The 24,725-nt window shown below is 63.9% G+C and carries 15 protein-coding genes and 1 other RNA gene; 12 read left to right on the top strand and 4 right to left on the bottom strand.

All coding sequences use genetic code 11. From position 1 onward, the window contains the following. Window positions 1-583 precede the first annotated feature (583 nt). The 12 genes from VC212_RS13530 (at window position 584) to VC212_RS13475 (ending at window position 19,785) form a co-directional block, all read left to right on the top strand. Window positions 584-2,848, top strand: a complete 2,265-nt coding sequence (locus VC212_RS13530) for a methyl-accepting chemotaxis protein (protein ID WP_323526061.1) — start codon at window positions 584-586, stop codon at window positions 2,846-2,848. Window positions 2,849-3,591: 743 nt separating this feature from the next. Then, on the top strand, window positions 3,592-5,853 hold the full coding sequence (locus tag VC212_RS13525) for a methyl-accepting chemotaxis protein (protein WP_323526060.1): 2,262 nt from the start codon (window positions 3,592-3,594) through the stop codon (window positions 5,851-5,853). A gap of 477 nt (window positions 5,854-6,330) precedes the next feature. Then, window positions 6,331-9,003, top strand: a complete 2,673-nt coding sequence (locus tag VC212_RS13520) for a Cache 3/Cache 2 fusion domain-containing protein (RefSeq protein WP_323526059.1) — start codon at window positions 6,331-6,333, stop codon at window positions 9,001-9,003. A gap of 977 nt (window positions 9,004-9,980) precedes the next feature. Next, a complete protein-coding gene (locus tag VC212_RS13515; protein ID WP_323526058.1) occupies window positions 9,981-10,769 on the top strand; it encodes a flagellar brake protein in 789 nt (262 codons plus the stop codon). A gap of 121 nt (window positions 10,770-10,890) precedes the next feature. Continuing rightward, complete coding sequence (locus VC212_RS13510) at window positions 10,891-11,376, top strand: chemotaxis protein CheW (RefSeq protein WP_011037040.1); 486 nt, start codon at window positions 10,891-10,893, stop codon at window positions 11,374-11,376. 313 nt (window positions 11,377-11,689) lie between these two features. Then, window positions 11,690-12,073, top strand: a complete 384-nt coding sequence (locus tag VC212_RS13505; protein ID WP_005993867.1) for a hypothetical protein — start codon at window positions 11,690-11,692, stop codon at window positions 12,071-12,073. A gap of 82 nt (window positions 12,074-12,155) precedes the next feature. Beyond that, on the top strand, window positions 12,156-14,534 hold the full coding sequence (locus VC212_RS13500) for a methyl-accepting chemotaxis protein (RefSeq protein WP_323526057.1): 2,379 nt from the start codon (window positions 12,156-12,158) through the stop codon (window positions 14,532-14,534). A 53-nt stretch (window positions 14,535-14,587) separates the two neighbouring features. Continuing rightward, window positions 14,588-14,663: non-coding RNA, sX9 sRNA (locus tag VC212_RS13495), on the top strand. 219 nt (window positions 14,664-14,882) lie between these two features. Further along, the gene (locus VC212_RS13490; protein ID WP_055846534.1) at window positions 14,883-15,749 is read left to right on the top strand and encodes a CheR family methyltransferase; all 867 of its coding nucleotides are present in this window, start codon (window positions 14,883-14,885) and stop codon (window positions 15,747-15,749) included. Next, window positions 15,746-16,342 carry a chemoreceptor glutamine deamidase CheD gene (cheD, locus tag VC212_RS13485; RefSeq protein ID WP_005993860.1) on the top strand — a complete coding sequence of 199 codons (597 nt, stop codon included), beginning with the start codon at window positions 15,746-15,748 and terminating at the stop codon, window positions 16,340-16,342. The genes VC212_RS13490 and cheD overlap by 4 nt, the downstream gene beginning before the upstream one ends. After that, on the top strand, window positions 16,339-17,415 hold the full coding sequence (locus VC212_RS13480) for a chemotaxis response regulator protein-glutamate methylesterase (RefSeq protein ID WP_055846532.1): 1,077 nt from the start codon (window positions 16,339-16,341) through the stop codon (window positions 17,413-17,415). The genes cheD and VC212_RS13480 overlap by 4 nt, the downstream gene beginning before the upstream one ends. Before the next feature lie 6 nt (window positions 17,416-17,421). After that, a complete protein-coding gene (locus VC212_RS13475) occupies window positions 17,422-19,785 on the top strand; it encodes an EAL domain-containing protein (RefSeq protein WP_323526056.1) in 2,364 nt (787 codons plus the stop codon). Window positions 19,786-20,302: 517 nt separating this feature from the next. Here VC212_RS13475 and VC212_RS13470 read toward each other — a convergent pair. From VC212_RS13470 to VC212_RS13455, 4 genes are all read right to left on the bottom strand, one after another. Then, window positions 20,303-21,118: an alpha/beta fold hydrolase gene (locus VC212_RS13470; RefSeq protein ID WP_323526055.1), complete on the bottom strand. Its 816-nt coding sequence runs from the start codon at window positions 21,116-21,118 to the stop codon at window positions 20,303-20,305. A 193-nt stretch (window positions 21,119-21,311) separates the two neighbouring features. Next, on the bottom strand, window positions 21,312-23,903 hold the full coding sequence (gene acnB, locus VC212_RS13465) for a bifunctional aconitate hydratase 2/2-methylisocitrate dehydratase (protein WP_115561945.1): 2,592 nt from the start codon (window positions 23,901-23,903) through the stop codon (window positions 21,312-21,314). Window positions 23,904-23,968: 65 nt separating this feature from the next. Then, the gene (locus VC212_RS13460; RefSeq protein ID WP_011259444.1) at window positions 23,969-24,379 is read right to left on the bottom strand and encodes a type II toxin-antitoxin system VapC family toxin; all 411 of its coding nucleotides are present in this window, start codon (window positions 24,377-24,379) and stop codon (window positions 23,969-23,971) included. Then, a complete protein-coding gene (locus VC212_RS13455) occupies window positions 24,376-24,624 on the bottom strand; it encodes an AbrB/MazE/SpoVT family DNA-binding domain-containing protein (protein WP_016903180.1) in 249 nt (82 codons plus the stop codon). Before VC212_RS13455 ends, VC212_RS13460 begins: the two co-directional genes overlap by 4 nt. Window positions 24,625-24,725 lie beyond the last annotated feature (101 nt).

Here is a 24,725-nt window from a genome sequence, read left to right as displayed (position 1 = left end):
GGACCGGCGACCTGATCGCCTGGCGATGGCACACACCCGCCATCGCCGTCGTATCGATGCCCTGACAGGACGACCGGTGTCGCTACCCTGAGGGCACTGCGGCAACCGCGATATCACCTTCGATCATAGGGCGCGCCGTCATCCGCGCGTCCTGATCTGCGTCATGAGCGAATGCGGCATTGCGCCGATTCGCTTCCCAAAGCCGGTGCACTCACCCGGCAACTCACCTACCTGCACACCGCCGTCACGCTTCAGCCCGTGATCGAACAGTGAATTCGCAGCGCACCGATCGCGTGCTGGTAGCGCTCCCATCAGGGTTTCCGGGTCATTTGTGCACACGAGCATCATCTTGGTGACGGCCGCCCATACACAATCAGCCAAGCGAGTTCAGCTGTCGCCACCAGCGCCGTTACCGAGCACAAGCATGCAGACCTGCCTTGCAATCGAGCGCAGCGTGACAGCCGGTCACGCGCACCGATGGATCGGCCGGATGCATGCCCGCTCTGGCAGCGCTCGACGTACCGACGACGCGACCCTGCCGATGCGCATCTCCCCTTCCTGCCCATCGCCTTCGAGACTCAACATGATCGCTCTTCTTCAACGGTACAACGTCGGCAAGCGCCTGACCTTTGCGTTCGGCACGCTGATCCTGCTGTCGTGCGCCCTGGTGGCCGCTGGTCTTTACACGCTAGCGCAAGCGCGTCAGAGCCTGGATACGCTTACCAATCGCAACATGGTCATCGTCCAGCATCTGCAAGAGATGAATGACGCCGTCTCGGTGATTGCCGTGCAGCTGCGCAATATCGTGCTGCCGACCACCGCTGAAGAAAATCGTCGCTTCGCCGCCATCATCGAAGAACAGCGCAGCACCTACGACAAGGTGCGCGAGCAGCTCTACGCCTTCTCGGCGACGCCGACGGCGCAGGCCATCCGCGAGAAGATCGATCAGAACAACAAGACCGCCAGCGCGCTCAACCGCCAGGTGCTCGATCTTGGGTTAGCAGGCAAAACCGATGAAGCCTTGCCGTTGATGCTGCAACGTGCGGCGCCGGCCACACAGGCGTGGCAGGACACGCTGCTGGAATACACGGCGCTGCAGCGCAAGCGCGCCCAGGAAGCCAACGCGGTGGCCACCACCGCGATGGCACGCGGCCGCACGATGTTGATCGGCGGCGGTCTGGCGGTGGTGTTCATCAGTGGCCTGCTGGGCTGGGCCATCACCCGCAGCCTGGTACGCCCGCTGTCGCAGGCCACCCGTGCCGCCGAAGCCATTGCCAACGGTAATCTCGACAACGATGTGCGCACCACCAGCAACGACGAAACCGGCCGCCTGTTGCAGGCGATGGACAGGATGCAGGACCAGGTACGCAACCTGATCAGCGCGCAGCTGGACATGGCAAAGCGCCACGATGCAGGCCAGATCAGTTTCCGCATGGATGCCGGCGCGTTCCCCGGCGACTTCGGCCGCATGGCCAAGGACACCAACGAGCTGGTCGCCGCGCACATCAAGGTCAAGATGCAGACCATCCACCTGGTGGAGCGCTACGCCATCGGCGATCTGAGCGAAGACATGCCGCAATTGCCAGGCGAAAAAGCCGCGATCACCACGGCGATGAATCAGGTCAAGCACAACCTGTCCACGATGAATCACGAGATCAAGCACCTTGCGCAGGCGGCAGCCAATGGCGACTTCACCGCACGCGGCAATGCCGAGCAGTTCCAGTTCGACTTCCGCGTCATGGTGGAAAGCCTCAACACCTTGATGGCCACTGCCGATGGCAACCTGCAGTCGCTGTCCGGCCTGTTGCAGTCGATCGCCGCCGGCGACCTCACCGCACGCATGACCGGCCAGTACCAGGGCGTGTTCGCACAGATGCGCGACGACGCCAATGCCACTGCTGAGCAGCTGGCCAACATCGTGGGCCGCATCCAGGAAGCAGCCGGCGCGATCGGCCTGGCCTCCGGCGAAATCGCCACCGGTAATCAGGATCTGTCGCAGCGCACCGAACAACAGGCCGCCAATCTCGAAGAAACTGCCGCCTCGATGGAAGAACTCACCTCCACCGTCAAGCAGAATGCCGAACACGCCAGCCAGGCCAATCAGCTCGCCATCGGCGCCGCTGCAGTGGCCTCCCAGGGTGGTGCTGTCGTGGCGAGCGTGGTCACCACCATGTCCGACATCCAGGCGTCTTCGAAGAAGATCGCCGAGATCATCAGCGTCATCGACGGCATCGCTTTCCAGACCAACATTCTTGCTTTGAATGCGGCGGTGGAAGCGGCACGTGCCGGCGAACAGGGCCGTGGTTTTGCGGTGGTGGCCTCCGAGGTGCGCACGCTGGCACAGCGGTCGGCCGGCGCAGCGAAAGAGATCAAGCACCTCATCGACGACTCGGTGGAAAAGGTGGCGCAAGGTGCAACCCTGGTCGACCAGGCCGGTACCACCATGGCCGACATCGTGGCCAGCGTGCAGCGCGTCACCAACATCATGAGCGAAATTTCGTCGGCCTCGCAGGAGCAGTACGCCGGCATCGAACAGGTCAACCAGACCGTGACCCAGATGGACGAAACCACCCAGCAAAACGCAGCACTGGTGGAAGAAGCCACCGCCGCCGCACGCGCCATGGAAGAACAGGCGCAGCAGCTCACCGAAGCCGTCGCAGTGTTCAAGGTGGCCGAACACGCGCCGATTGCACGCCGTCTGTCGGCCATTGCCAGCGCGCCGGCCAATGCACGCACCGCGCCGCGTCCGGTTGTACGCCCCAATCCGGCAACAGCACCGCGACGTGGCGTGATGCAGACCACCGCATCGGCGTCGGCCAACGACACTGGTGATTGGCAGGAGTTCTAAGCGCAGGAACGCCGCGCAGTAAGCGCGACCTAGGTAAAAGGCCTGGTCGCGCACCACCGGCGCATGTGCAAGATCAACTCTGTGCGCACCGATCGCTATACGCACCAATAGCAGCAGACGAGACACCGCGCCGCATTAAACACAAGGCCGGCCCGCTAAGCGGGTCGGCTTTGTGCGTTTTGGCAGGCAGCTTGCTCGCGTGCAGGAAGCTAGATACTCACGCAGCAACAACTGGCAGAGATCGCAGCAGCGTCCACACGCCTCGCAGAATCGCACCGCCCGTCACCAACGATCAACCACGCAGCGCACGTAGCAACGAAGCCCCAACGCCCAAAGCCCCTCTCCCCTCGGGAGAGGGGTTGGGGTGAGGGTACGGCGCAGCGACAAACTCAAAACCATTGCCCCAACTGCACTCACTCCAACCAAGCCCACGTCGCCAAAACCCGTGCAGCGCACGTGAAACCCAACGATGACAGCCAGATGCCACTTCGCTGCCCACGCGCATAAACAGCACATTCCGGCGCCGAAATCGAACAACTCAGCACAATTTTTTACCAGCGCCAACCCGACCCACACGTCCTGTTCACCAGTGTGATCCAGCGCTGTACAGGCACCGCGCATCCGGTCAATTCGAGGCAGTTGCAGCCGTTACCACTGGGCATGCCGCAAAGCGGACACGAGCGCACGGCGACGTGCCACCCGGTCGATGTCATGCACCCCATCCCTTCGAGCCGAGCGACTCCATGAACTCTTTTTTGCTGCGTTTCAATGTCGGACCACGCCTGGCGGGCGCCTTTGCCGTGTTGATCCTGCTATCGGGCTTCATTGCCTTTATCGGCTATCGCGGCCTGACCTCGGCACGCGGGTTGGTCGATGACCTGGTGAGCCAGAACATGACCAAGATCCGCCTGTCCAACGACATGATGAATGCGAACTACATCATCGCCGCGGAATTGCGCAACCTGGTGCTGCCCACCAGCGATGCCGACAATCTGACGTTCATCGAAAAGATCAAACGCGCACGCGCCGACTACGCCAAAGCGCGCGACGCCTTGTACGCCATGCCCGTCTCGGAACAAGGCAAGGCCATTCGCGACGACATCGATCAGCTCACCCCCACGGTGCGCGACTTGAACAACCACGTCATCGATCTGGTGACGTCCGGCCACAGCGACGAAGCGCTGCCGCTGCTGCTCACCAAGGCAGCGCCCGCGCTGCAGCAGTGGCAGGACAAGATCGGCGACAACATCGTTTTGCAGGACAAACTCGCCGCCGAAGCCGCTGCAGTTGCGCTGCAATCGATGAACGATTCGCGCAAGCTGCTGGTGGGCGGTACGCTGCTGGTGGTGCTGCTCAGCAGCACGCTGGGCTTGCTGATCACCCGTAGCCTCACTCGGCCGCTGAGCCGTGCCACACGCGCTGCCGAAGCGATTGCAGACGGCAAGCTGGATAATGCCGTGCACACCGATGCCAGCGACGAGACCGGCCGCCTGTTGCAGGCGATGGACAAGATGCAAACGCAGGTACGCAACCTGATCACCGCGCAGCTGGATATGGCCAAACGCCACGATGCCGGCCAGATCAGCTTCCGCATGGATGGCGGCGCATTTCCTGGCGATTTTGGCCGCATGGCAGGCGATACCAATGCGCTGGTCGACAGCCACATCCAGGTCACCACACGTCTGGCGCAGATCATGGGCCGCTATGCGATCGGCGACCTCAGCGAAGACATGCAGCAGCTCCCCGGCGAAAAGGCCGCACTCACCAACACCATGGCGCAGGTCAAGGCCAACCTGGCTGCGATGAACCAACAGATCAAGCACCTGGCAAACGCTGCTGCCAATGGCGACTTCAGTGCACGCGGCGATGCGGCGCAGTTTCAGTACGACTTCCGCATCATGGTCGAAAGCCTCAATCAATTGATGGCCACCGCCGATGGCAGTTTGCAATCGCTGTCGGGCATGTTGCAGGCCATTGCAGCGGGTGATCTCACCGCACGCATGGATGGCGACTTCAAGGGTGTGTTCGCACAGATGCGCGACGACGCCAACGCCACCGCCAGCCAGTTGGCCGACATCGTCGGGCGCATCCAGACCTCTGCGTTGTCGATCAACGCCGCGGCCAGCGAGATTGCCACGGGCAACAACGATCTATCGCAGCGCACCGAGCAACAGGCGGCCAATCTGGAAGAAACCGCCGCATCGATGGAAGAGCTCACCTCCACCGTCAAACAGAACGCGGAGGGCGCACGCCAGGCCAACCAGCTCGCCATCGGTGCCGCCAACGTGGCATCGCAAGGTGGCGAAGTGGTCGGCAAAGTGGTCGACACCATGGCCGGCATCGAGGCCTCATCGAAAAAGATTTCCGACATCATCAGCGTGATCGACGGCATCGCGTTCCAGACCAATATCCTGGCCTTGAATGCGGCGGTGGAAGCGGCGCGCGCCGGCGACCAAGGCCGTGGTTTTGCAGTCGTCGCCTCTGAAGTGCGCACGCTGGCGCAGCGTTCGTCGGCGGCCGCCAAGGAGATCAAGGACCTGATCGGCGATTCGGTACAGCGCGTGGCCGATGGCTCGCAACTGGTGGATCAGGCCGGCAAGACCATGGCGGAGATCGTCTCCTCGGTGCAGCGTGTCACCGACATCATGAGCGAGATCTCTGCCGCCTCGCAGGAGCAGTCGGCCGGCATCGAGCAGGTCAACCTCACCGTGACGCAGATGGACGAAGCCACTCAGCAGAACGCAGCGTTGGTGGAAGAAGCCACCGCCGCTGCGCGCGCCATGGAAGAACAAGCGCAGCAACTCACTGCAGCCGTGGCCGTGTTCAAGGTCGAGGCACAGGCGCCGGTCGCGCGTCACCTGACTGCCATCGCCAGCGCGCCACGTACTGCGCGCCTGCCAGCGCGTCTGGCGGCACGCACCACCGCCACGCCAGCGATGGCGCGCCGCCCTGCGGTGAGCGCCTCTGCGTCGACAGCCAACGCCAGCGGGTGGCAGGAGTTCTGAATTCACCCGCAGCACGGAATGCGCTGATACCCGTCAGCGCATGCACCGACGCAGCCATGTACCACCGTTGCAGCAGGTAACGGCGCGGTGAGTGATCTACGCGTTGCGCAACACCGCCACCATCAGCATCAGCACTACAGAATGTTCGAGAGTCGTTCGAGTCTGCGCTTCGCAGATCTTGTGGGCCGCATCCCGTGCAAGGGGACGCGGCCCTTTTTATGTTCGCGTTTTTATGTCCGCGTCGTCGGCACCCGCAGATCGGGGTCGATGGCTTCCTTTACGCTGACCCTTCCAACTTCACATAGTCCTTACATATGCTGATTGTCGGCGGCGTAGCTGGAAACGCTTCCAATGAGCGGGAACTGAATACAGCGCACCCTGTTGTGCTGATTTCTACAAAAACGATCAATTTCGCGCATAGACGGCCGTTATCGCATTCACGCATCCGTAACGCCCTCCCCCGGGCAAGGCACTCTCATGCATTTCTTCAACCGACTTTCCGTTGGTACGCGGTTGTCCGCATTGCTGACCCTGGTCATCGCGATGTCGCTGGGGCTGCTCGCCCTCACCATCTACCGGCAATCGGCCGGCGACATCGAATCGCAGGTCAAGGCCGAACTGCGTTCGAGCACGCGGCTGATGCAGCAGTCGGTGGCGATGTACGACGTCACCCTGACCGAAGGCACCGAGCGTCTGGGCAGCGTCTTCGACGACATGCTGCCGCGCGGCGAACGCGAGCTGGATACCGCCAGTACCGTGAGCATCGGCGAGCAGAACACGCCCACGCTGCGCTCCGGCAAGCAGGCCCTGAATCTCAACTTCGACGCGGTGGATCGCTTCGCGCAGACCACCGGCGGCGTTGCGACCATCTTCGCGCGCACCGGCGACGACTTCGTGCGCATCACCACCTCGCTGCGCAACAAGCAGAACGAGCGCGTGATCGGCACCCTGCTCGATCGCAAGGGCAAGGCCTACGCCGCGCTGTCCGAAGGCAAGCCCTTCACCGGCCAGGCGCAGTTGTTTGGCGACCAGTACATGACGTACTACGCGCCACTGCGTAACGCTGCTGGCGAGGTGATCGGCGCGCTGTTCGTCGGTCGCAACTACACCCAGGGCCTGGCCGCGCTCAAGGCCCAGGTCAGCACGACCAAGCTGGGACAGGACGGCTATTTCGTCATCGCCGACATGGCGCCTGGCGAGCACCAGGGCCAGATCATCGCCGCACCGCCTGGTGCTCCGGCGACGTTGTCGGCACTGGTGCCGGCCGCGCAGCAAGCGGCATTGCAGTCGGTGCTGGACGGCAAGCAGCCCAGCGCCAGCCTGCAGCTGCGCGATGCCAAGGGCAACGCGCAGGCGTTCGAAGTCACCGCACAGCGCTATGCGCCGTGGCAGTGGGCGGTGATCGGCACCCAGCCGCGCAGCGCCATCGACGGCCCGCTCGACCAACTGATGGGCAGCATGCTGTTGTTCTCGCTGGTGGTACTGGCGCTGTGCATCGCGGTGGTGTTCATCGCCGCACGCAAGATGGTCACCCGGCCGCTGATTGCAGTGGAACGCGTGCTCGGCGATGTCGCCGCCGGCCGTCTGGACAACCCCATCGAGATCGATCGGCACGATGAACTCGGCCGCCTGCTGCTCAGCGCCCGCACCATGCGCGACGACCTGCGCGCGCGGCTGGAGCGCGATCACCTGATCGCCAGCGAAGCACTGCGTGTGCGCACCGCGCTGGACGATGTCAGCACCAACGTAATGATCGCCGACATCCATCAGCGCATCATCTACGTCAACCGGCCGCTGCAACGCCTGCTCAAGGGCGTGCAGGAACAGCTGCGTGGCGTTGCGCCCGGCTTCGATGCGGACAAGCTGATCGACACCAGCATCAATCAGTTCCATGCCGCACCGAAGGAGCACGAGCGCATGCTCGAACAGCTCACCGGCACCAACGTCGCCCAGATCACCGTTGGCGACCGCATCGTGCGCCAGGTGGTCAGCCCGGTACTGGATGCCGCCGGCGAGCGCATGGGCTTTGTCATCGAGTGGGCCGACCGCACCCAGGAAGTGCAGGTGGAAGAAGAAGTCGCCCGCATCGTGCAGGCCGCCGCAGCCGGCGACCTGAGCGGCCGTGTGGACACCGCCGGCAAGCAGGGCTTCCTGCTGCAGCTCGCCCAGCAATTGAACATGCTGCTGGACAACAACGCCGATGGCCTATCGCGTGTCTCCGCGCTGCTGTCGTCGTTGTCGCAGGGCGACCTCACTGCGCGCATGGACGGCGATCTGCAAGGCGTGTTCGCCACCATCCGCGACGACGCCAACGCCACCGCCGACCAGCTGGCCGGCATCGTGCGTCGCATCAAGGACGCGTCGCTGGCGATCAACTCGGCCGCCAGCGAAATCGCCACCGGTAACGGCGACCTGTCGCGTCGGACCGAACAGCAAGCCGCCGCACTCGAAGAAACTGCCGCGTCGATGGAAGAGCTCACCGCCACCGTCAAGCAGAACGCCGACAATGCCGACCAGGCCAACCGCCTGGTGCTGGATGCGGCCGGCGTGGCCGCCAAGGGGGGCGACGTGGTTTCCCGCGTGGTCACCACCATGTCCGATATCGACGCCTCGTCCAAGAAGATCGCCGACATCATCAGCGTCATCGACGGCATCGCCTTCCAGACCAACATCCTGGCCTTGAACGCGGCGGTGGAAGCCGCGCGTGCTGGCGAACAGGGCCGCGGCTTTGCCGTGGTGGCCTCGGAAGTGCGCACGCTCGCCCAGCGCTCGGCCGGTGCGGCCAAGGAGATCAAGCACCTGATCGAAGACTCGGTGACCCGCATCGGCAACGGCGCCGCACTGGCGTCGGAAGCGGGCAGTACCATGCAGCAGGTCGTCAGCTCGGTGCAGCGCGTCACCGACATCATGGGCGAGATCACCAGCGCCTCGCGCGAGCAGGCCGCCGGCATCACCCAGGTTAACCAGACCGTCACCCAGATGGACGAAACCACCCAGCAGAACGCCGCCCTGGTTGAAGAAGCCACGGCAGCCGCGCGCTCGATGGAAGAACAGGCCACGCAGCTGGTGGACGCAGTGGCGGTGTTCCGCCTCGAACAGCAGGACAGCCTGAGCACCTTGCTGGCCAACGCACGCCACGCCTATCACTGATGCGACAAACGCTGTCTGAGGCAAACGCCGGGTGAGTCGAGAGAGGTCCAGGCGTTGTTGGTTGCCGCGCTCAAACACTGCGCGCCGACCACATGCACTGGCCCTTGCCCGCTCACCGTCGCAGGACCCTTGGCGGCATGGATGCCGCCAAGGAGCTGACATGGACGTACTTGCAGCGTGTCCTGCGATGGTGAGCGGGCAAGGGCCCTGCAGCAAACGCAAAGATCTCGAGCGCGCGGTGCCCTCGCCGCTCGCGGGACACACCGTGAACCCGTCCCTGCGGGCTCGTTGGCAGTATCCATGCCGCAAGCGGCAAGCGCCCCGCACCAGAACGTTGGTTGGCTGTTTGATGAAAGCAGCCAGTGATATGACGGCACCGCGGGCGAACGTCGCCTGTCGCTTGCACCAACGCGCCGACCACCTTCACTGGCCCTTGTCCGCTCACCGTCGCAGGACCCTTGGCGGCATGGATGCCGCCAAGGAGCTTACAAGGACGTACTTGCAGCGTGTCCTGCGATGGTGAGCGGGCAAGGGCCCTGCAGCAAACGCAAAAACCTCGAGCGCGCGGTGCCCTCGCCGCTCGCGGGACACACCGTGAACCCGTCCCTGCGGGCTAGTTGGCAGCATCCATGCCGCCAACGGTCCCGCAATCGGCCAGTGCCCCGCACCAGAACGTTGGTTGGCTGTTTTACGAAAGCAGCCAGTGATATGACGGCACCGCGGGCGAACGTCGCCTGTCGCTTGCACCAACGCGCCGACCACCTTCACTGGCCCTTGTCCGCTCACCGTCGCAGGATCCTTGGCGGCATGGATGCTGCGTTAAAAGCTCTGCACACCGCACATCGCGACGGGTCATGAGCAGCGCCAGGCGTACGAGTTTTGTCAGCGGCACTTAAAGATTTCGCTTTGCCGCCGATATCAAGGCGACGCCGGGACAACCCTCCGGGCTTCTTCCCGCTACCACTGTGCTTGTGCCCATGTCCCAAGGCGATACCTCAGAGTCAGAGCTGGACCACGACGATCACCTTGCAGAAGGTGACGAACGCTATCTGCTGCGCAACAAGCGGCAGATCCGTGGCTTGCTGCGCCAGCTGCTCGATCAACGCGCCGTGGTGACCATGCATGTGGCCGGCCGCGACATGGCCGTGCCTACCGCCGTGCTCGAAATCGATGAAGACGACGATTGCGTGATTCTGGACGGCAGCCACAACGACACCTCCAACCGTGCCATCGAAGATGCCAAGTACCTGCTCTGCTATGCGCAACTGGAGCGTGTCAACGTGCGCTTCCGGCTGGAAAAGGCCGAGCGCATCGAGCGCGACATCCACGTCGCCTTCCGCGCCGAGCTGCCGGACGCGATGTACCACATGCAACGTCGCGAATCGTACCGGCTGGAAACGCCGATCACCGACTCGCCCGTGTGCATCATCCGCCAGGACGAAGCCCAGGGCGGCAACCTCAACCTGCAGCTGCGCGTGATCGACATCAGCAGCGGCGGCCTGGCGGTGTCGCTCACCGCCGGAATGCCCTTGCTGGAGCCGCAACGCACCTATCGCGACTGCACGCTGCACCTGCCCGACGTCGCACCGATCGCCCTGCCGCTCACGGTGTGCAGCCAATACAAGCAGACCCTGCCCAATGGCAGCGAAGGTTTCCGCGTCGGCCTGCAGTTCAGCGATCTGCCGCGTGGCGCCGACGAAACCATCCAGCGCTACATCTTTCGGGTCGACCGCCAGCGCAACGCGCGCAAGAGCGGCGTGTTCTGAACCCGCACGTACCACTTGGTCCACGCACCTAAAGTTGCCGAGCGCTGCGCCGATGTTGCTATGGCAGCCTTTTCAACCTAGTGCCGCAACCTGACACTCAGCCGCAACGCCCGGAGTTTTCATGAACGACAAAAGCACTGCCACCGGCACCGGTGGTGAATTCCTCAGCTTCGCTTTGGGCGAAGAACACTACGGCGTGGACATCCTGAAAGTGCAGGAAATCCGTGGCTACGATTCGGTCACCCGTCTGCCCGACGCGCCCGACTACATCAAGGGTGTGATCAACCTGCGCGGCACCATCGTGCCGGTGATCGACCTGCGCCTGAAGCTGCGCCTCAAGGAAGCGCGCTACGACGCGTTCACCGTGATGATCGTGCTCAACGTCGAAGACCGCGTGGTCGGCATCGTGGTGGACAGCGTCTCCGACGTCATCCCGCTCAATGACGACCAGATCCGCCCGACGCCCGAGTTCGGCGCCGCAGTGGATACCCGCTTCATCTCCGGCATCGGCACCCAGGACGATCGCATGCTGATCCTGCTGGATATCGAAACCCTGCTGGACAGCACCGAGCTGGGTCAGCAGCAGCTGGCTGAAGAAGCTGCCTGATTCACGGTGGTTGAGTGCGGCGACCTGCGGTCGTCAGAGGGATGCAGTGGTTGGCAAGCGTAGCGATGCAGCAGGTATGCATCGCCGCGTTTGAGCACCCGGCAGCCCTCTGACGGCCGCAGTGGTTTATGCCTAATGCGCATACCACCATCAGGTGTCGGGAGCGTCCTGACACGAGACGCACTGCTAGATAGAAGTGCGATGTGACTCACATTTTTTTACTTCAAGTTGAATCCCAGTTAGCCGATAGCTGAATAGAAGCCCGCGTTCATAAGCGGGTCACCGTTCGACTTTCGATTCTGGAGAATCCCCAATGAAGTTCCTGCTCTCGCTCCTCCCCGTCGCTGCTCTCGTGATCGTTGCCCCCACGCTGTCGGCTCAGTCGCAGGAAATGATTCCGCCGGAGATGGCCACCCGCTTCGTCGGCAAGGACGGCATGGTGTGCGGCAAGGTCGAAAAGGCCAAGTACGCACAGAGCTCGGAAGGCGAACCCACCTTCCTGTACATGGGCGGCATGTTCCCGCGTCACACCTTCTCGGCCCGCATCGACGGCGCCAACCGCGGCAAGTTCAGCTTTGCCCCGGAATCGTTGGAAGGCAAGGACGTCTGCGTCCTCGGCAAGATCCAGCGCGACAGCTCGCGCGCCGAAATCGAAGTCAGCTCCCCGGCCAGCCTGAAGCTTGCCACCATCAAGTAATCGCATCGCAGATCGCCACGCCCATGCGTGGCGATCTGCTGTCTGGATTATGCGGACTGACTTCTACGGGGGAATCGTGTCAATGCAATGGATTAATAATCTGAAATTGATGCCGCGGCTGATGCTGGCGTTCGGCATCGTGCTGCTGATCATGCTGGTGCAGGGAATCATCGCGTATTCGGGCCTGGCATCGCTCAACAACGTGACGCGCGATCTGGCCGGCAACACCATGTCCAGCGTCCGCGAAGCCGGCGATCTGCGCGGCATGCTCGGCGAATACCGGAATGCGTCTTATCAAAATCTGGTGCGCGCCAGCGATGCGGTCAAGCAGGAAGCCAGGGTCCGCGCCAAGAAGCTCAACGGCGAAATCGAGGCAACGATCAAGGGCTATCCCCGCCTGATCGAAAGCCCGCAGCAGAAAAAACTCTTCAACGTGTTCGTGGCCGACTGGAAGAAGGCCTCGGCCTCGTACGCCAGCGTCGATGAAATGATCGAGCTCAATCTTCCCGACGATGCCATCGACACCTTTGTCGGCGAGACCCGCACCCTGCACAACAAGGCCAAGGATTCGCTGGCTGCGTTGATCGCCGAGGACAATCTGCTGGCACAGGCGGCCAAGACCAAGGCCGAAAAGGTCCACGCAACCTCGGTCTCGCTGACCCTGGTGGTGTTGCTGATCGGCATTGCCGGAGGCCTGGGCCTGGCATTCCTGTTTGCCCGCTCCATCGTGCGCAGCATGCGCGGCGCGGTGAGCACCGCCACCGAAATCGCCGGCGGCAAGCTGGATGGTCAGATCAATGCGCACGGCAAGGACGAAGTGGGCGAACTGATGCGCTCCATGCAGCGCATGCAGCGCGATCTGAAGGAGCGCATCGAACGCGATCAGAAGATCGCCGACGAGAACCTGCGCATCCGCACCGCGCTGGACAAGTCGTCCACCGGCACCTTCATCACCGATCCCGACCGCGTCATGATCTACGCCAACGATGCCTTCAAGAAGATCGTGACGCAGTACGAAAGCAGCATCCGTCTGGCATCGCCCGAGTTCGATGCGAGCAAGGTCATCGGTCAGCACATCAGCTACCTGGGCCTGTCCGATGCGACCGTGCGCAAGGCCGTTGCTGCGCTCGAACGCGATGGTGTCACCAGCTTCGAAGAGCGCTTCGGCGAAGTCGTGCTGGCGCAGACCGTCACCGGCATCAAGAACGAGCAAGGCGAAACCACCGGCGAAGTCTGCGAATGGCGCGACCGCACCATCGAAGTCCAGGTCGAAGAAGAAGTCGCCCGCATCGTGCGTGCCGCTGCCAGCGGCGACATGAGCGGCCGCGTCGAAACCGACGGCAAGCAGGGCTTCTTCCTGCAGTTGGCGCAGCAGCTCAACGGCTTGCTGGATGCCAATGCCGGCAGCCTCGAGCAGATCTCTGCGCTGTTGTCTGCGCTGTCGCGCGGCGACCTGACCGTGCGCATGCAAGGGCAGTTCAGCGGCGTGTTCGCGCAGATGCGTGACGATGCCAATGCCACCGCCGAGCAACTGGCCGATATCGTCGGTCGCATCAAGCTCTCCTCCAGTGCGATCAACTCGGCAGCCGGCGAAATCGCCTCGGGCAACAGCGATCTGTCGCACCGTACCGAACAGCAGGCCGCCAACCTGGAAGAAACCGCTGCCTCGATGGAAGAGCTCACCTCCACCGTCAAGCAGAACGCCGAAAGCGCACGTCAGGCCAATCAGCTGGCCATCGGCGCCACCGGTGTGGCCTCGCAGGGCGGCGAAGTGGTGTCGCAGGTGGTCACCACCATGTCCGGCATCGAAGCCTCGTCCAAGAAGATCGCCGACATCATCAGCGTCATCGACGGCATCGCCTTCCAGACCAATATCCTGGCGTTGAATGCGGCGGTGGAAGCGGCGCGTGCCGGTGAGCAAGGCCGCGGGTTTGCAGTGGTCGCCTCCGAAGTGCGCACGTTGGCACAGCGTTCGGCCGGCGCCGCCAAGGAGATCAAGGGTTTGATCGACGACTCCGTGCACAAGGTCGCCGAAGGCTCTGCGTTGGTGCGCAAGGCCGGTGCGACGATGGCCGAGATCGTTGCCAGCGTGCAGCGTGTCACCGACATCATGGGCGAAATTTCTGCCGCCTCGCAGGAACAGTCGGCCGGCATCGAACAGGTCAACCAGACCATCACCCAGATGGACGAAACCACCCAGCAGAACGCCGCCCTGGTGGAAGAAGCCACTGCCGCCGCCCGCTCGATGGAAGAGCAGGCCGGTCATCTGGCCGAAGCGGTGTCGGTGTTCAAGCTGGACGAATCGGCCGCGGTTGCACAAGCGCGTGTGCGCCCGGTGGCCTCGCGTCCGGTTGCGGTCAAGACGGCGGCCAAGCCGGCCGTGCGGACAGCCGCAGCGCCGTCGGCGCGATCTGCCAAGCCACAGGCCGCACTGGCCGACGGTAACTGGCAAGAGTTCTAAGAGCAGCCAACAGAAGGGCTGTGCAGGCGCCAGGCGGGCGCGGCGGATGCGGCAGGTACCACGCGGACACTCCGCCTCCTTCGCGCCGTCCGCACCCAACTGACGACTGCTCGCTACGTTCTGGTAACCGCTCCAAGTCACCGCTGTCACCCACAACGCCCCGGCACTGCCGGGGCGTTGTGTTTCTGCCTCTCGCAACGACAGGCAGCCTTCACCCCGCCGCGCCGTCGCTGCACGCCGCCGCACCGCAGCGTTGCTGCGATACCGAGCCCAACCGCAGTCATCGATGGATTGGTGCTTCAGTTGCACGGCTACATGGCCGATACCACGTTATAGCTCCCGACGTGTATGGATATGACGACTACGACTCCCGCTTCAGACACGCGCGAATTCGATTTTGGCGACCGCGACTTCAAGCGCGTTTGCGACCTGATTTACCAACGCGTCGGTATCTCGCTGGCACCGGCCAAGCGCGACATGGTGTATGGCCGCCTGTCGCGCCGCCTGCGCGTGCTCGGGCTGCGCTCGTTTCGCGAGTACATCGACCAGCTGGAAGCCGGCAACGACGAAGAAGAATGGCAGGCGTTCACCAACGCCCTGACCACCAACCTGACCTCGTTCTTCCGCGAGCCGCATCACTTCGACAAATTGCGCGAAGAACTGCAGAAGCGCGCCTCGCAGGCGCCACTGAAGATCTGGTCGTGCGCCGCATCTACCGGTGAGGAGCCCTACTCCATCGCCATCACCGCCTGCGAGGCGTTCGGCACACTGACCCCGCCGGTGAGCATCGTCGCCACCGACGTCGACACCCAGGTGCTGGAAACCGCCTCGCGCGGCGTCTATGCCATCGACCGCGTCGCCTCGCTGGATGCGGCGATCAAGCGCAAGTATTTCCAGCGCGGCAGCGGCCCCAACGAAGGCAAGTGCCGGGTGATTCCTGCGCTGCGCCAACTCATCGAATACCGCCAGTTGAATCTGCTATCGCCGCGTTACGACGTCGGCGGCCCCTATGCAGCGCTGTTCTGCCGCAACGTGATGATCTATTTCGACAAACCGACCCAGCGCGGCATCCTGTCGCGTCTGGTCAGCCACATGGGCGACGACGGTCTGCTCTACACCGGGCACTCGGAGAATTACCTGCACGCAGCCGATCTGATCCAGCCGTGCGGGCGCACGCTGTATCGGCGCGCTCCGCGTTCGGGAGCCTCTGCATGAGTACGGCCGTGCAAGTCGACGACGTGATGCGCTACCGCGATTCGCGGTTCCAGACCATTACCGCCAAGCTGCTGCCCACTCAATATCTGGTGGTGGACGACGACACCGCGTTGACGACCACCTTGGGATCGTGCGTTGCGGCCTGCTTGCGTGATCCGGTGCTCAAGATCGGCGGCATGAATCACTTCCTGCTGCCCGAAGGACAGGTCGGCGACGGTGCACCGGCGCGCTACGGCAGTTATGCGATGGAGTTGCTGATCAACGACATGCTCAAGCGCGGCGCGCATCGCAAACGCATCGAAGCCAAGGTCTTCGGCGGCGCCAACGTGCTCAAGGGCTTCACCAGCAATCCGGTCGGCACCCGCAACGCCGAGTTCGTGCGCCAGTACCTGCAAGCCGAACACATTCCCATCATTGCCGAAGATCTGTGCGGCATCCATCCGCGCAAGGTGTGGTTCTTTCCGACGACCGGCCGGGTAGTCGTGCAGCGTTTGCCGCATGCGCACGAAGCCGAAGTCGCCGCCACAGAATCGGCCGTGCGCGCCCGTCTGTCCAAAGCACCGGTCACCGGTGGAGTGGAGTTGTTCGAATGACGCTGGAAACTCCCGTACGTGTACTCATCGTCGACGACTCGGCGGTGGTCCGTCAGATGCTCACCGAAATCCTCTCGCGCGATCCGGGCATCGAAGTCATCGGCTCGGCCGCCGACCCGATCCTGGCGCGCGAAAAGATCAAACGCCTCAATCCGGACGTGATCACGCTGGACGTGGAAATGCCGCGCATGGACGGCCTGGTGTTTCTGGAAAACCTGATGCGCCTGCGCCCGACGCCGGTGGTGATGATTTCCTCGCTCACCGAGCGCGGTGCCGACACCACCTTGCAGGCCTTGTCGCTGGGTGCGGTGGACTTCATCTCCAAGCCCAAGATCGACGTCGTGCGTGGACTGGAAGGCTATGCCGAAGAAATCGTCAGCAAGGTCAAGATGGCCGCCAAGGCCAAGGTCAGTGCACTGCATCGCCCCAGCACGCCCAAGCTCACCCTGGACATGCAATCGGCACCGGTGCCGGGCAGCGCGCTGCGCTTCCGCACCACCGACCGCCTGATCGCCATCGGCGCTTCTGCCGGCGGCACCGAAGCGCTGCGCGTGGTGCTCGAACACATGCCTGCCGACGCACCGGCGGTGGTGATGACCCAGCATCTGCCGGCCAGCTTCAGCACCGCATTCGCCGAACGCCTCAATCGCCACTCGGCGATGTCGGTGCGCGAAGCCAGCGACGGCGAAGCCATTCTGCCCGGCCACGCTTATCTGCCGCCGGGCGGCCAGCACCTGCGCATCATTCGCGACGGTGCGCGTTGGCGCTGCCGTATCGACGACGGCCCGCCGGTCAATCGCCACAAGCCGGCGGTGGACGTGCTGTTCCGCTCGGTCGCCGCCAACGCCGGGCCGAATGCGGTCGGCGCCATCCTCACCGGCATGGGCGACGACGGTGCGCGCGGCCTGCTGGAAATGCTGCAGGCCGGCGCCCCCACACTGGTACAGGACGAAGCCAGCAGCGTGGTGTGGGGCATGCCCGGCGCCGCCTACAAACTGGGCGCCGCGCAGGAAGTGGTACCGCTGGACCGTGTTGCCGAACGCCTGATCGCATTGTCGGCACAGGCGCGCTGATCGCCCATGCGCGCCCTGCCCCCGCATCCGACCGATCTGCCGCCGCACGACGGCGCACCGGACACCGACGCCAACACGGCGACGGATGCGTGGGCGACAGCGGAACTGGTCGGCGATACGTCGTCGGTTACCGCATTCGACCATGCGCGCACGCCGATCAAGCACGGCCCGCTCACGGCCGGCATGGCCAAGCCCGGCGAAGCGCCGGATGACCGTCGTTCGCGCTTGCTGGCCGAAGCGCTGGATGGCAGCAGTAGTGCCATCCTCATCTGCGATCTGCAATCGCGCCTGCTCTACGCCAACGATGGCTTCCAGCGCATGTTCGGCTACACCGAAGCCGAGCTGGTCGGCCAGCGCCCGTCGGATGTGTTGACCCGTGCGCAGAGCGACCAAGGCGAGGTTGCGCGCATCCGCGATCGCGCCGATGCCCTGCAGCAAACCCGTGCCGACTTGCTGGTCTATCGCAAGGACGGCTCGCCGTTGTGGATCTCGCTCAACTTCAATCCGATCTACGACGCCAAACACAATCCGTCGCATTACGTGGCGGTGCTGACCGACATTACCGACACCAAGATGCACGAAGTGCTGCAGCACCGCGTGCTGGAAGCGCTGGTGCAGGAGCGCCCGCTGATCGAGGTGATGACGCTGATCTGCACCGAGGTCGAACGCATCGCACCGGAAGTCTTGGCGACCGTCATGAGCGCCGACAACCAGGGCTGCCTGCATTCGCTGGCCGCGCCGAGTCTGCCGCCCGAGTATGCCGACGCCGTCAACGGCCTGAAGATCGGCCCCGGTGCAGGTGCCTGCGGCACCGCTGCCTGGCGCGGCCGTGCGGTGATGGTGGAAGATATCGCCACCGACCCGTTGTTTACCGCCTACCGCGAGCAGTTGATGCCGATGGGTCTGCGCGCCTGCTGGAGCACCCCAATCCGCGCCAATAGCTCGCGCGTGCTCGGCACCTTTGCGCTGTATTACCGCAAGCCGCAACGTGCCGATGCCTGGCACGTACGGCTGACCGAACTGTGCCAACAGCTGTGCACGCTGGCACTGGAGCGCGAGCAGATCCGTCAACGCGTACATCAACTCGCGTTCTACGACGCGCTGACCGGCCTACCCAATCGCATCATGTTCAGCGCGCGCGCCGAGCAGGCGCTGACCCAGGCCGAATACGCTGCCGAGCCGGTCGCGTTGATGTTCATCAACATCGACCGCTTCAAGCTGATCAACGACAGTCAGGGCCATTCTGCCGGCGATGGTCTGCTGCGCGACATCGCGCTGCGCGTCGGCGACCAACTTGCCGCCACCGCCATGCTGGCACGCGTGGCCGGCGACGAATTCGCACTGGCCCTGCCGCAATGCAGCGCCGAGCAGGCCAGCGCCGCGGCCGAACGCGTGCTGGGCACCATCGCCGGCCCGCTGTCGGTAGGCCATATGACCGTGCATCCGTCGGCCAGCATCGGCGTAGCGATGTTTCCCGAAGACGGGCGCGACATCAACATCCTGCTGCGGCATGCCGATCTGGCGATGAATCGCGCCAAGAAGGAAGGTGGCGGACGCTTCCGTTTCTTCAGCTCCGACATGAATCGCATGGCGCAGGAGCGCGTGGCGCTGGAAGCGGAACTGCGCCAGGCCATCGGCCGCGACCAACTACAGCTGCATTACCAGCCGCAACTACATAGCGCCGCGCCGCACGCGCTGTACGGCGTGGAAGCGTTGCTGCGCTGGAATCATCCGCAACTCGGCGCCATTTCGCCGGCACGGTTTCTGCCGGTCGCCGAAGAGCAAGGCATGATGCCCCAGCTCAACGCCTGGGTTCTGCGGCGCGCTTGCGAACAAGTGGCCGACTGGCGTCTGCGCGGCGTGCCGGTCACACGCGTGTCGGTGAATCTGTCGGCCAGCGGCTTCGAAAGCCCGCGCATGCTCCCCGACCTGCTTGGGCTGATCGCCGACACCGGCGTGCAAGCCTCCGACCTCACCCTGGAATTGACCGAAAGCGTGATGCTGTCCGGGCAACCGGGCGTGTTGGAAAATCTGCATGCCATCCGCGAAGCCGGCATCTCGTTATCGCTGGACGACTTCGGCACCGGCTATTCCAGCCTGAGCCATCTGCACCGCCTACCGATCGACGAACTCAAACTGGACATGAGCTTCGTACGCGATATCGAACACAGCGAAGACGCACGCGCGCTCACCACCTCGGTGCTGCGCATCGGCGAGCATCTGCGCAAGCACGTCGTCGCCGAAGGCGTCGAGAACGAAGCACAGCGCCTGTTCCTGGCCGACCTGGGCTGCGAAGTCCTGCAGGGCTACCTGTTCTCGCGGCCCCTCCCGGCCCCGGCACTGGAAGCCTGGCTAGGCGCGCAACCATAACCACGCAACGTCCAGACGACTGCAGCATTTAGACGACCACAGCGCCTAGACGGCTGCAGCGCTTATAAGCCCCTCTCCCTGCGGGAGAGGGGTTGGGGTGAGGGTACGGCCACCCACAAATCCCGCCGAAACCCTACCCTCATCCGCCCTACGGGCACCTTCTCCCGACGGGAGAAGGAAAGCAGCTGCCGACACTGGAAGCCTGGCTAGGCACTCAACCGTAGCGACGCAGCGTCCAGACGACCGCAGCGCGTAGACGACCGCAGCGCCTAGACGGCTGCAGCGCTTACAAGCCCCTCTCCCCCCGGGAGAGGGGTGAGGGTACGGCCACCCACAATTCCCGCCGAAACCCTACCCTCATCCGCCCTGCGGGCACCTTCTCCCGACGGGAGAAGGAAACACATCTGAAGCTCCCGACGGGAGACGCAAAGCAGCGATAAGCCATCTCACCCTATCGGAGAGGCCTTGGGGGTAAAGGCACACGCGTCATTCCACGCGCACCCTCCCCGCTTCAACCTCACGACAAGGTGCGCTTGAACCACCCGAGCAACTGCGCATTGACGAACGCCGGATTCTCCAGCGATGCGATATGCCCGGCATCGGGCACCAGTTCGTAATCGCAGCAAATCGCTTCGGCCATCATCCACAGCTCTTCCGGCGGCCGCGCAATATCCGCGTCGCCACCAAGCAGGAAGGTGTTGGCAGGATCCAGCGCAGACATGGCATCCAGTCGATCGGCACGTCCGAAGATCAGGCGGCCAAGCGGCACGATCGACGTCCGTAGCTGCTCGGCCGACATCGCCGCCAGGCGCTGCGCGAACGCGGCCGGCAAGGCCGAGGTCAGATCGATGCCGGGGCGGAAGAAGATCGGCACGATCGCCTCGATCAGCGCAGGCGTCACCTGCCCGGCCGCTTCGATCGCATCCAGCATGCCGAAGTAACGCGCACGCGTGGCCTGCGGCTCGGCGCCCAGGAAGGTATCCATCAATACCAGGCTGCGCACGCGCTCCGGCGCCATCAAAGCAAGCTCAGCGCCCCACATGCCGCCCACCGACAGGCCCACCACCGCGCACTGCGGCAGCTCCAGCGCGTCCAGCAGGCCAAGCATCTGCCGGGCAAGATCGTCGATTCCCTGCGTGCCTTGCGGCAGTTCGCCCGACTGCCCATGGCCCCACAGCTCGGGAACGATCACCTGGTAGTGCTGCGAAAGGGCCTGGATCTGCGGCTCCCACATCGCCGCGTCCCACAGGTAGCTATGGCCGAGCAGGATCGGGAACCCGTGACCGTGCTGGGTGTAATGGAGTGTTTGACCTGCGATCGTGCAAGAAGGCATCGGCATCGACATAAATGGGAGGGCGGCGGAACTCTAGACCTCTTCACATCAGAAATTTGTTGCAGTGCGGCAAGCGGTTTAACTGCGATTTGTTTTGACGCACGTCACGCTCTACGCGAAGCGAAGTCATTGCCCGATAAACGAAAAACGCCCGGCATTGCCGGGCGTTCTAAGCTCCATCTAATCCGCTGGATCAGGCCGCGACGGTATCCGCAACGTCCTGATATTCCTGGATCTGATCGAAGTTCATGTAGCGGTAGATCTGGTCGCCACTGGTCTTGATCACGCCCACATCGGCCATGTACTCCTCCTTGGTCGGAATCCGTCCCAGGCGCGAGCAGATCGCCGCCAGTTCCGCCGAGCCCAGGTACACATTGGTGTTGCGGCCCAGACGGTTGGGGAAGTTACGCGTGGAGGTGGAGAACACCGTGGCGCCCTCGCGAGCCTGCGCCTGGTTGCCCATGCACAGCGAGCAGCCAGGCATCTCCATACGCGCGCCGGCTGCGCCGAAGGTGCCGTAATGGCCTTCCTTGGTCAGCTCGGAGGCGTCCATCTTGGTCGGCGGTGCCACCCATAAGCGGGTCGGGATGTCGCGCTTGCCTTCCAGCAGCTTGGCCGCGGCACGGAAGTGGCCGATGTTGGTCATGCACGAACCGATGAACACTTCGTCGATCGCCGCACCGGCCACGTCGGACAGCGTCTTGACGTCGTCCGGGTCGTTCGGGCACGCCACGATCGGCTCGTGGATGTCGGCCAGGTCGATCTCGATGACCGCGGCATACTCGGCATCGGCATCGGGCTGCAGCAGCTGCGGGTCGGCCAGCCACTCTTCCATCTTCTTGATGCGGCGGCCCAGGGTGCGCGCGTCGGCATAGCCTTCGGCGATCATCCAGCGCAGCAGGGTGATGTTGCTGGTCAGGTATTCGATGATCGGCGCCTTGTCCAGGTGCACGCTGCAACCGGCCGCCGAACGCTCGGCCGAGGCGTCGGACAGTTCGAACGCCTGCTCCACCTTCAGATTCGGCAAGCCTTCGATTTCCAGGATGCGGCCGGAGAAGATGTTCTTCTTGCCCTGCTTGGCCACGGTCAGCAGGCCGTCCTTGATCGCATACAGCGGGATTGCGTTGACCAGATCGCGCAGGGTCACGCCCGGCTGCATCTCACCCTTGAAGCGCACCAGCACGCTCTCGGGCATGTCCAGCGGCATCACCCCGGTGGCGGCGGCGAACGCCACCAGGCCGGAGCCGGCCGGGAACGAGATACCGATCGGGAAACGCGTGTGCGAGTCGCCGCCGGTGCCCACGGTGTCGGGCAGCAGCATGCGATTGAGCCAGCTGTGGATCACGCCGTCGCCCGGACGCAGCGACACGCCGCCACGGGTGGAGATGAATTCCGGCAGCGTGTGGTGGGTCTTGACGTCCACCGGCTTCGGGTAAGCGGCGGTGTGGCAGAACGACTGCATCACGAGGTCGGCCGAAAAGCCCAGGCAGGCCAGGTCCTTCAGCTCGTCGCGGGTCATCGGGCCAGTGGTGTCCTGCGAACCCACCGAGGTCATCTTCGGCTCGCAATAGGTGCCCGGGCGCATGCCCTGGCCTTCCGGCAAGCCACAGGCGCGGCCGACCATCTTCTGTGCCAGCGAGAAGCCCTTGCCGGTGTCCGGCGGGTCCATCGGCAGGCGGAACAGATCCGAGGCCGGCAGGCCCAGGAATTCGCGCGCCTTGGCGGTGAGGCCACGGCCAACGATCAGCGGGATGCGGCCACCGGCGCGTACTTCGTCGAACAGCACGTCCGACTTCATCGCAAACTCGGCAATCACCTGCCCGTTCTTCAGCGCCTTGCCGTCATACGGACGCAGCTCGACCACGTCGCCGTGCTCCATCTGCGACACGTCCAGCTCGATCGGCAGCGCGCCGGCGTCTTCCATGGTGTTGTAGAAGATCGGGGCGATCTTGCTACCCAGGCACACGCCGCCGAAGCGCTTGTTGGGGATGTACGGAATGTCTTCGCCGGTCCACCACAGCACCGAGTTGGTCGCCGACTTGCGCGAAGAACCGGTACCGACCACGTCGCCCACATAGGCCACCAGATGGCCCTTGTCCTTGAGGTCGGCAATAGCCTGGATCGGGCCACGCTTGCCGTCTTCTTCCGGCACGAACGCCGCGCCTTCGCGGGTGTTCTTCAGCATCGCCAGCGCGTGCAGCGGGATGTCCGGGCGGGTGGTCGCATCCGGCGCGGGCGACAGGTCGTCGGTATTGGTTTCGCCCGGCACCTTGAACACGGTGACGGTCATGCTCTGCGGCACTTCCGGCTTGCTGGTGAACCACTCGGCATCGGCCCAGCTCTGCAGCACGGACTTGGCGTGCGCGTTGCCGGCGTCGGCCTTTTCCTGCACGTCATGGAACGCATCGAACACCAGCAAGGTGTGCTTGAGCGCTTCGGCGGCGGTGGCGCCCAGCTCGGCGTTATCCAGCAGGTCGATCAGCGGCTGGATGTTGTAGCCGCCCAGCATGGTGCCCAGCAGCTCGGTCGCACGCGTGGGGCTGATCAGTGCGGTCTTCTCGGTACCGAAGGCCACGGCGGCCAGGTACGAGGCCTTGACCTTGGCGGCGTCGTCGACGCCGGCCGGCACGCGCTGGCTCAGCAGCTCGACCAAAAAGGCTTCTTCGCCGGCAGGCGGAGCCTTCAACAGTTCGATGACCTCGGCGGTCTGCTGCGCGGTCAGCGGCAGCGGCGGGATACCGAGCGCGGCGCGCTCTGCAACGTGGTGGCGATAGGCTTCCAACATGCGGGTTCTCCAAAAGGACAGCAGTGAATGTGTAAAAACGTCAGACGTGGATCAGAAGGCGTGGATCAGGCAACGGGCTTGGGGACGGTGATCTTCAAGCCCTTGAAGTAGTCGCGGAAGAAGCCCTCGTCGCGGGTAATCAACCCATCGCACTGGAGCATCGCGTGGGCGCCGATCAGAAAATCGGCCACCACCCGCTCGCGCTTGCCGCCGCGTGCACGGAAGCGCTTGTTCATATGGCCGGCGCGCACTGCCGCCGCTTCCTGGGTGGCTTCGTAACGCACCCCGATCGAGGCCAGGGTTTCCATCAGGTCGACCTGGGTGTCCAGCATGGCCAGCACTTCGGCCACCACCGCGTCGCAGACCACGACCTCGTCGCGCGCCAGTGCATCGCCGATGCAGATTTCCGACACCTCGCCGTACACCGGGTCGCCGATGAGGATGTCCAGCAGCACCGAGGAATCCAGGGCGATCATGGGTCGAACGGATCCCCGGGCGCGCGGCCACGGATGGCGCGCATGGCTTCGTCGGTGCTGGTCAGGCCGTCGACCAGCTTGAACTTGCCGCGCACCTTGCGCAGCGCTTCGCTGACATCTTTACGCAAGATGATGCGCCCACCATCGAGTTCGATCTTGAGGGTGGTGCCCTTGGTCAGGCCCAGGGCATCGCGCACGGCCTTGGGCAGCGTGATCTGTCCACGTTCGGCAACGGTGGCTTCCATGAGCATGCTCCAGAAAGTATGCGTACATGATACGTACTTGGGCGGTCGTACTCAAGCGAGCAGATCGACTCGGACACACCGTGCGTACACACTGAACTGCT

Origin of the sequence: Xanthomonas sp. WHRI 8932A, assembly GCF_035012785.1 — a bacterium.
Classification (GTDB): Bacteria; Pseudomonadota; Gammaproteobacteria; order Xanthomonadales; family Xanthomonadaceae; genus Xanthomonas.
The sequence above is the reverse complement of the archived record's forward strand: the minus strand, read 5'-3'. Positions and strand labels throughout refer to the sequence as shown.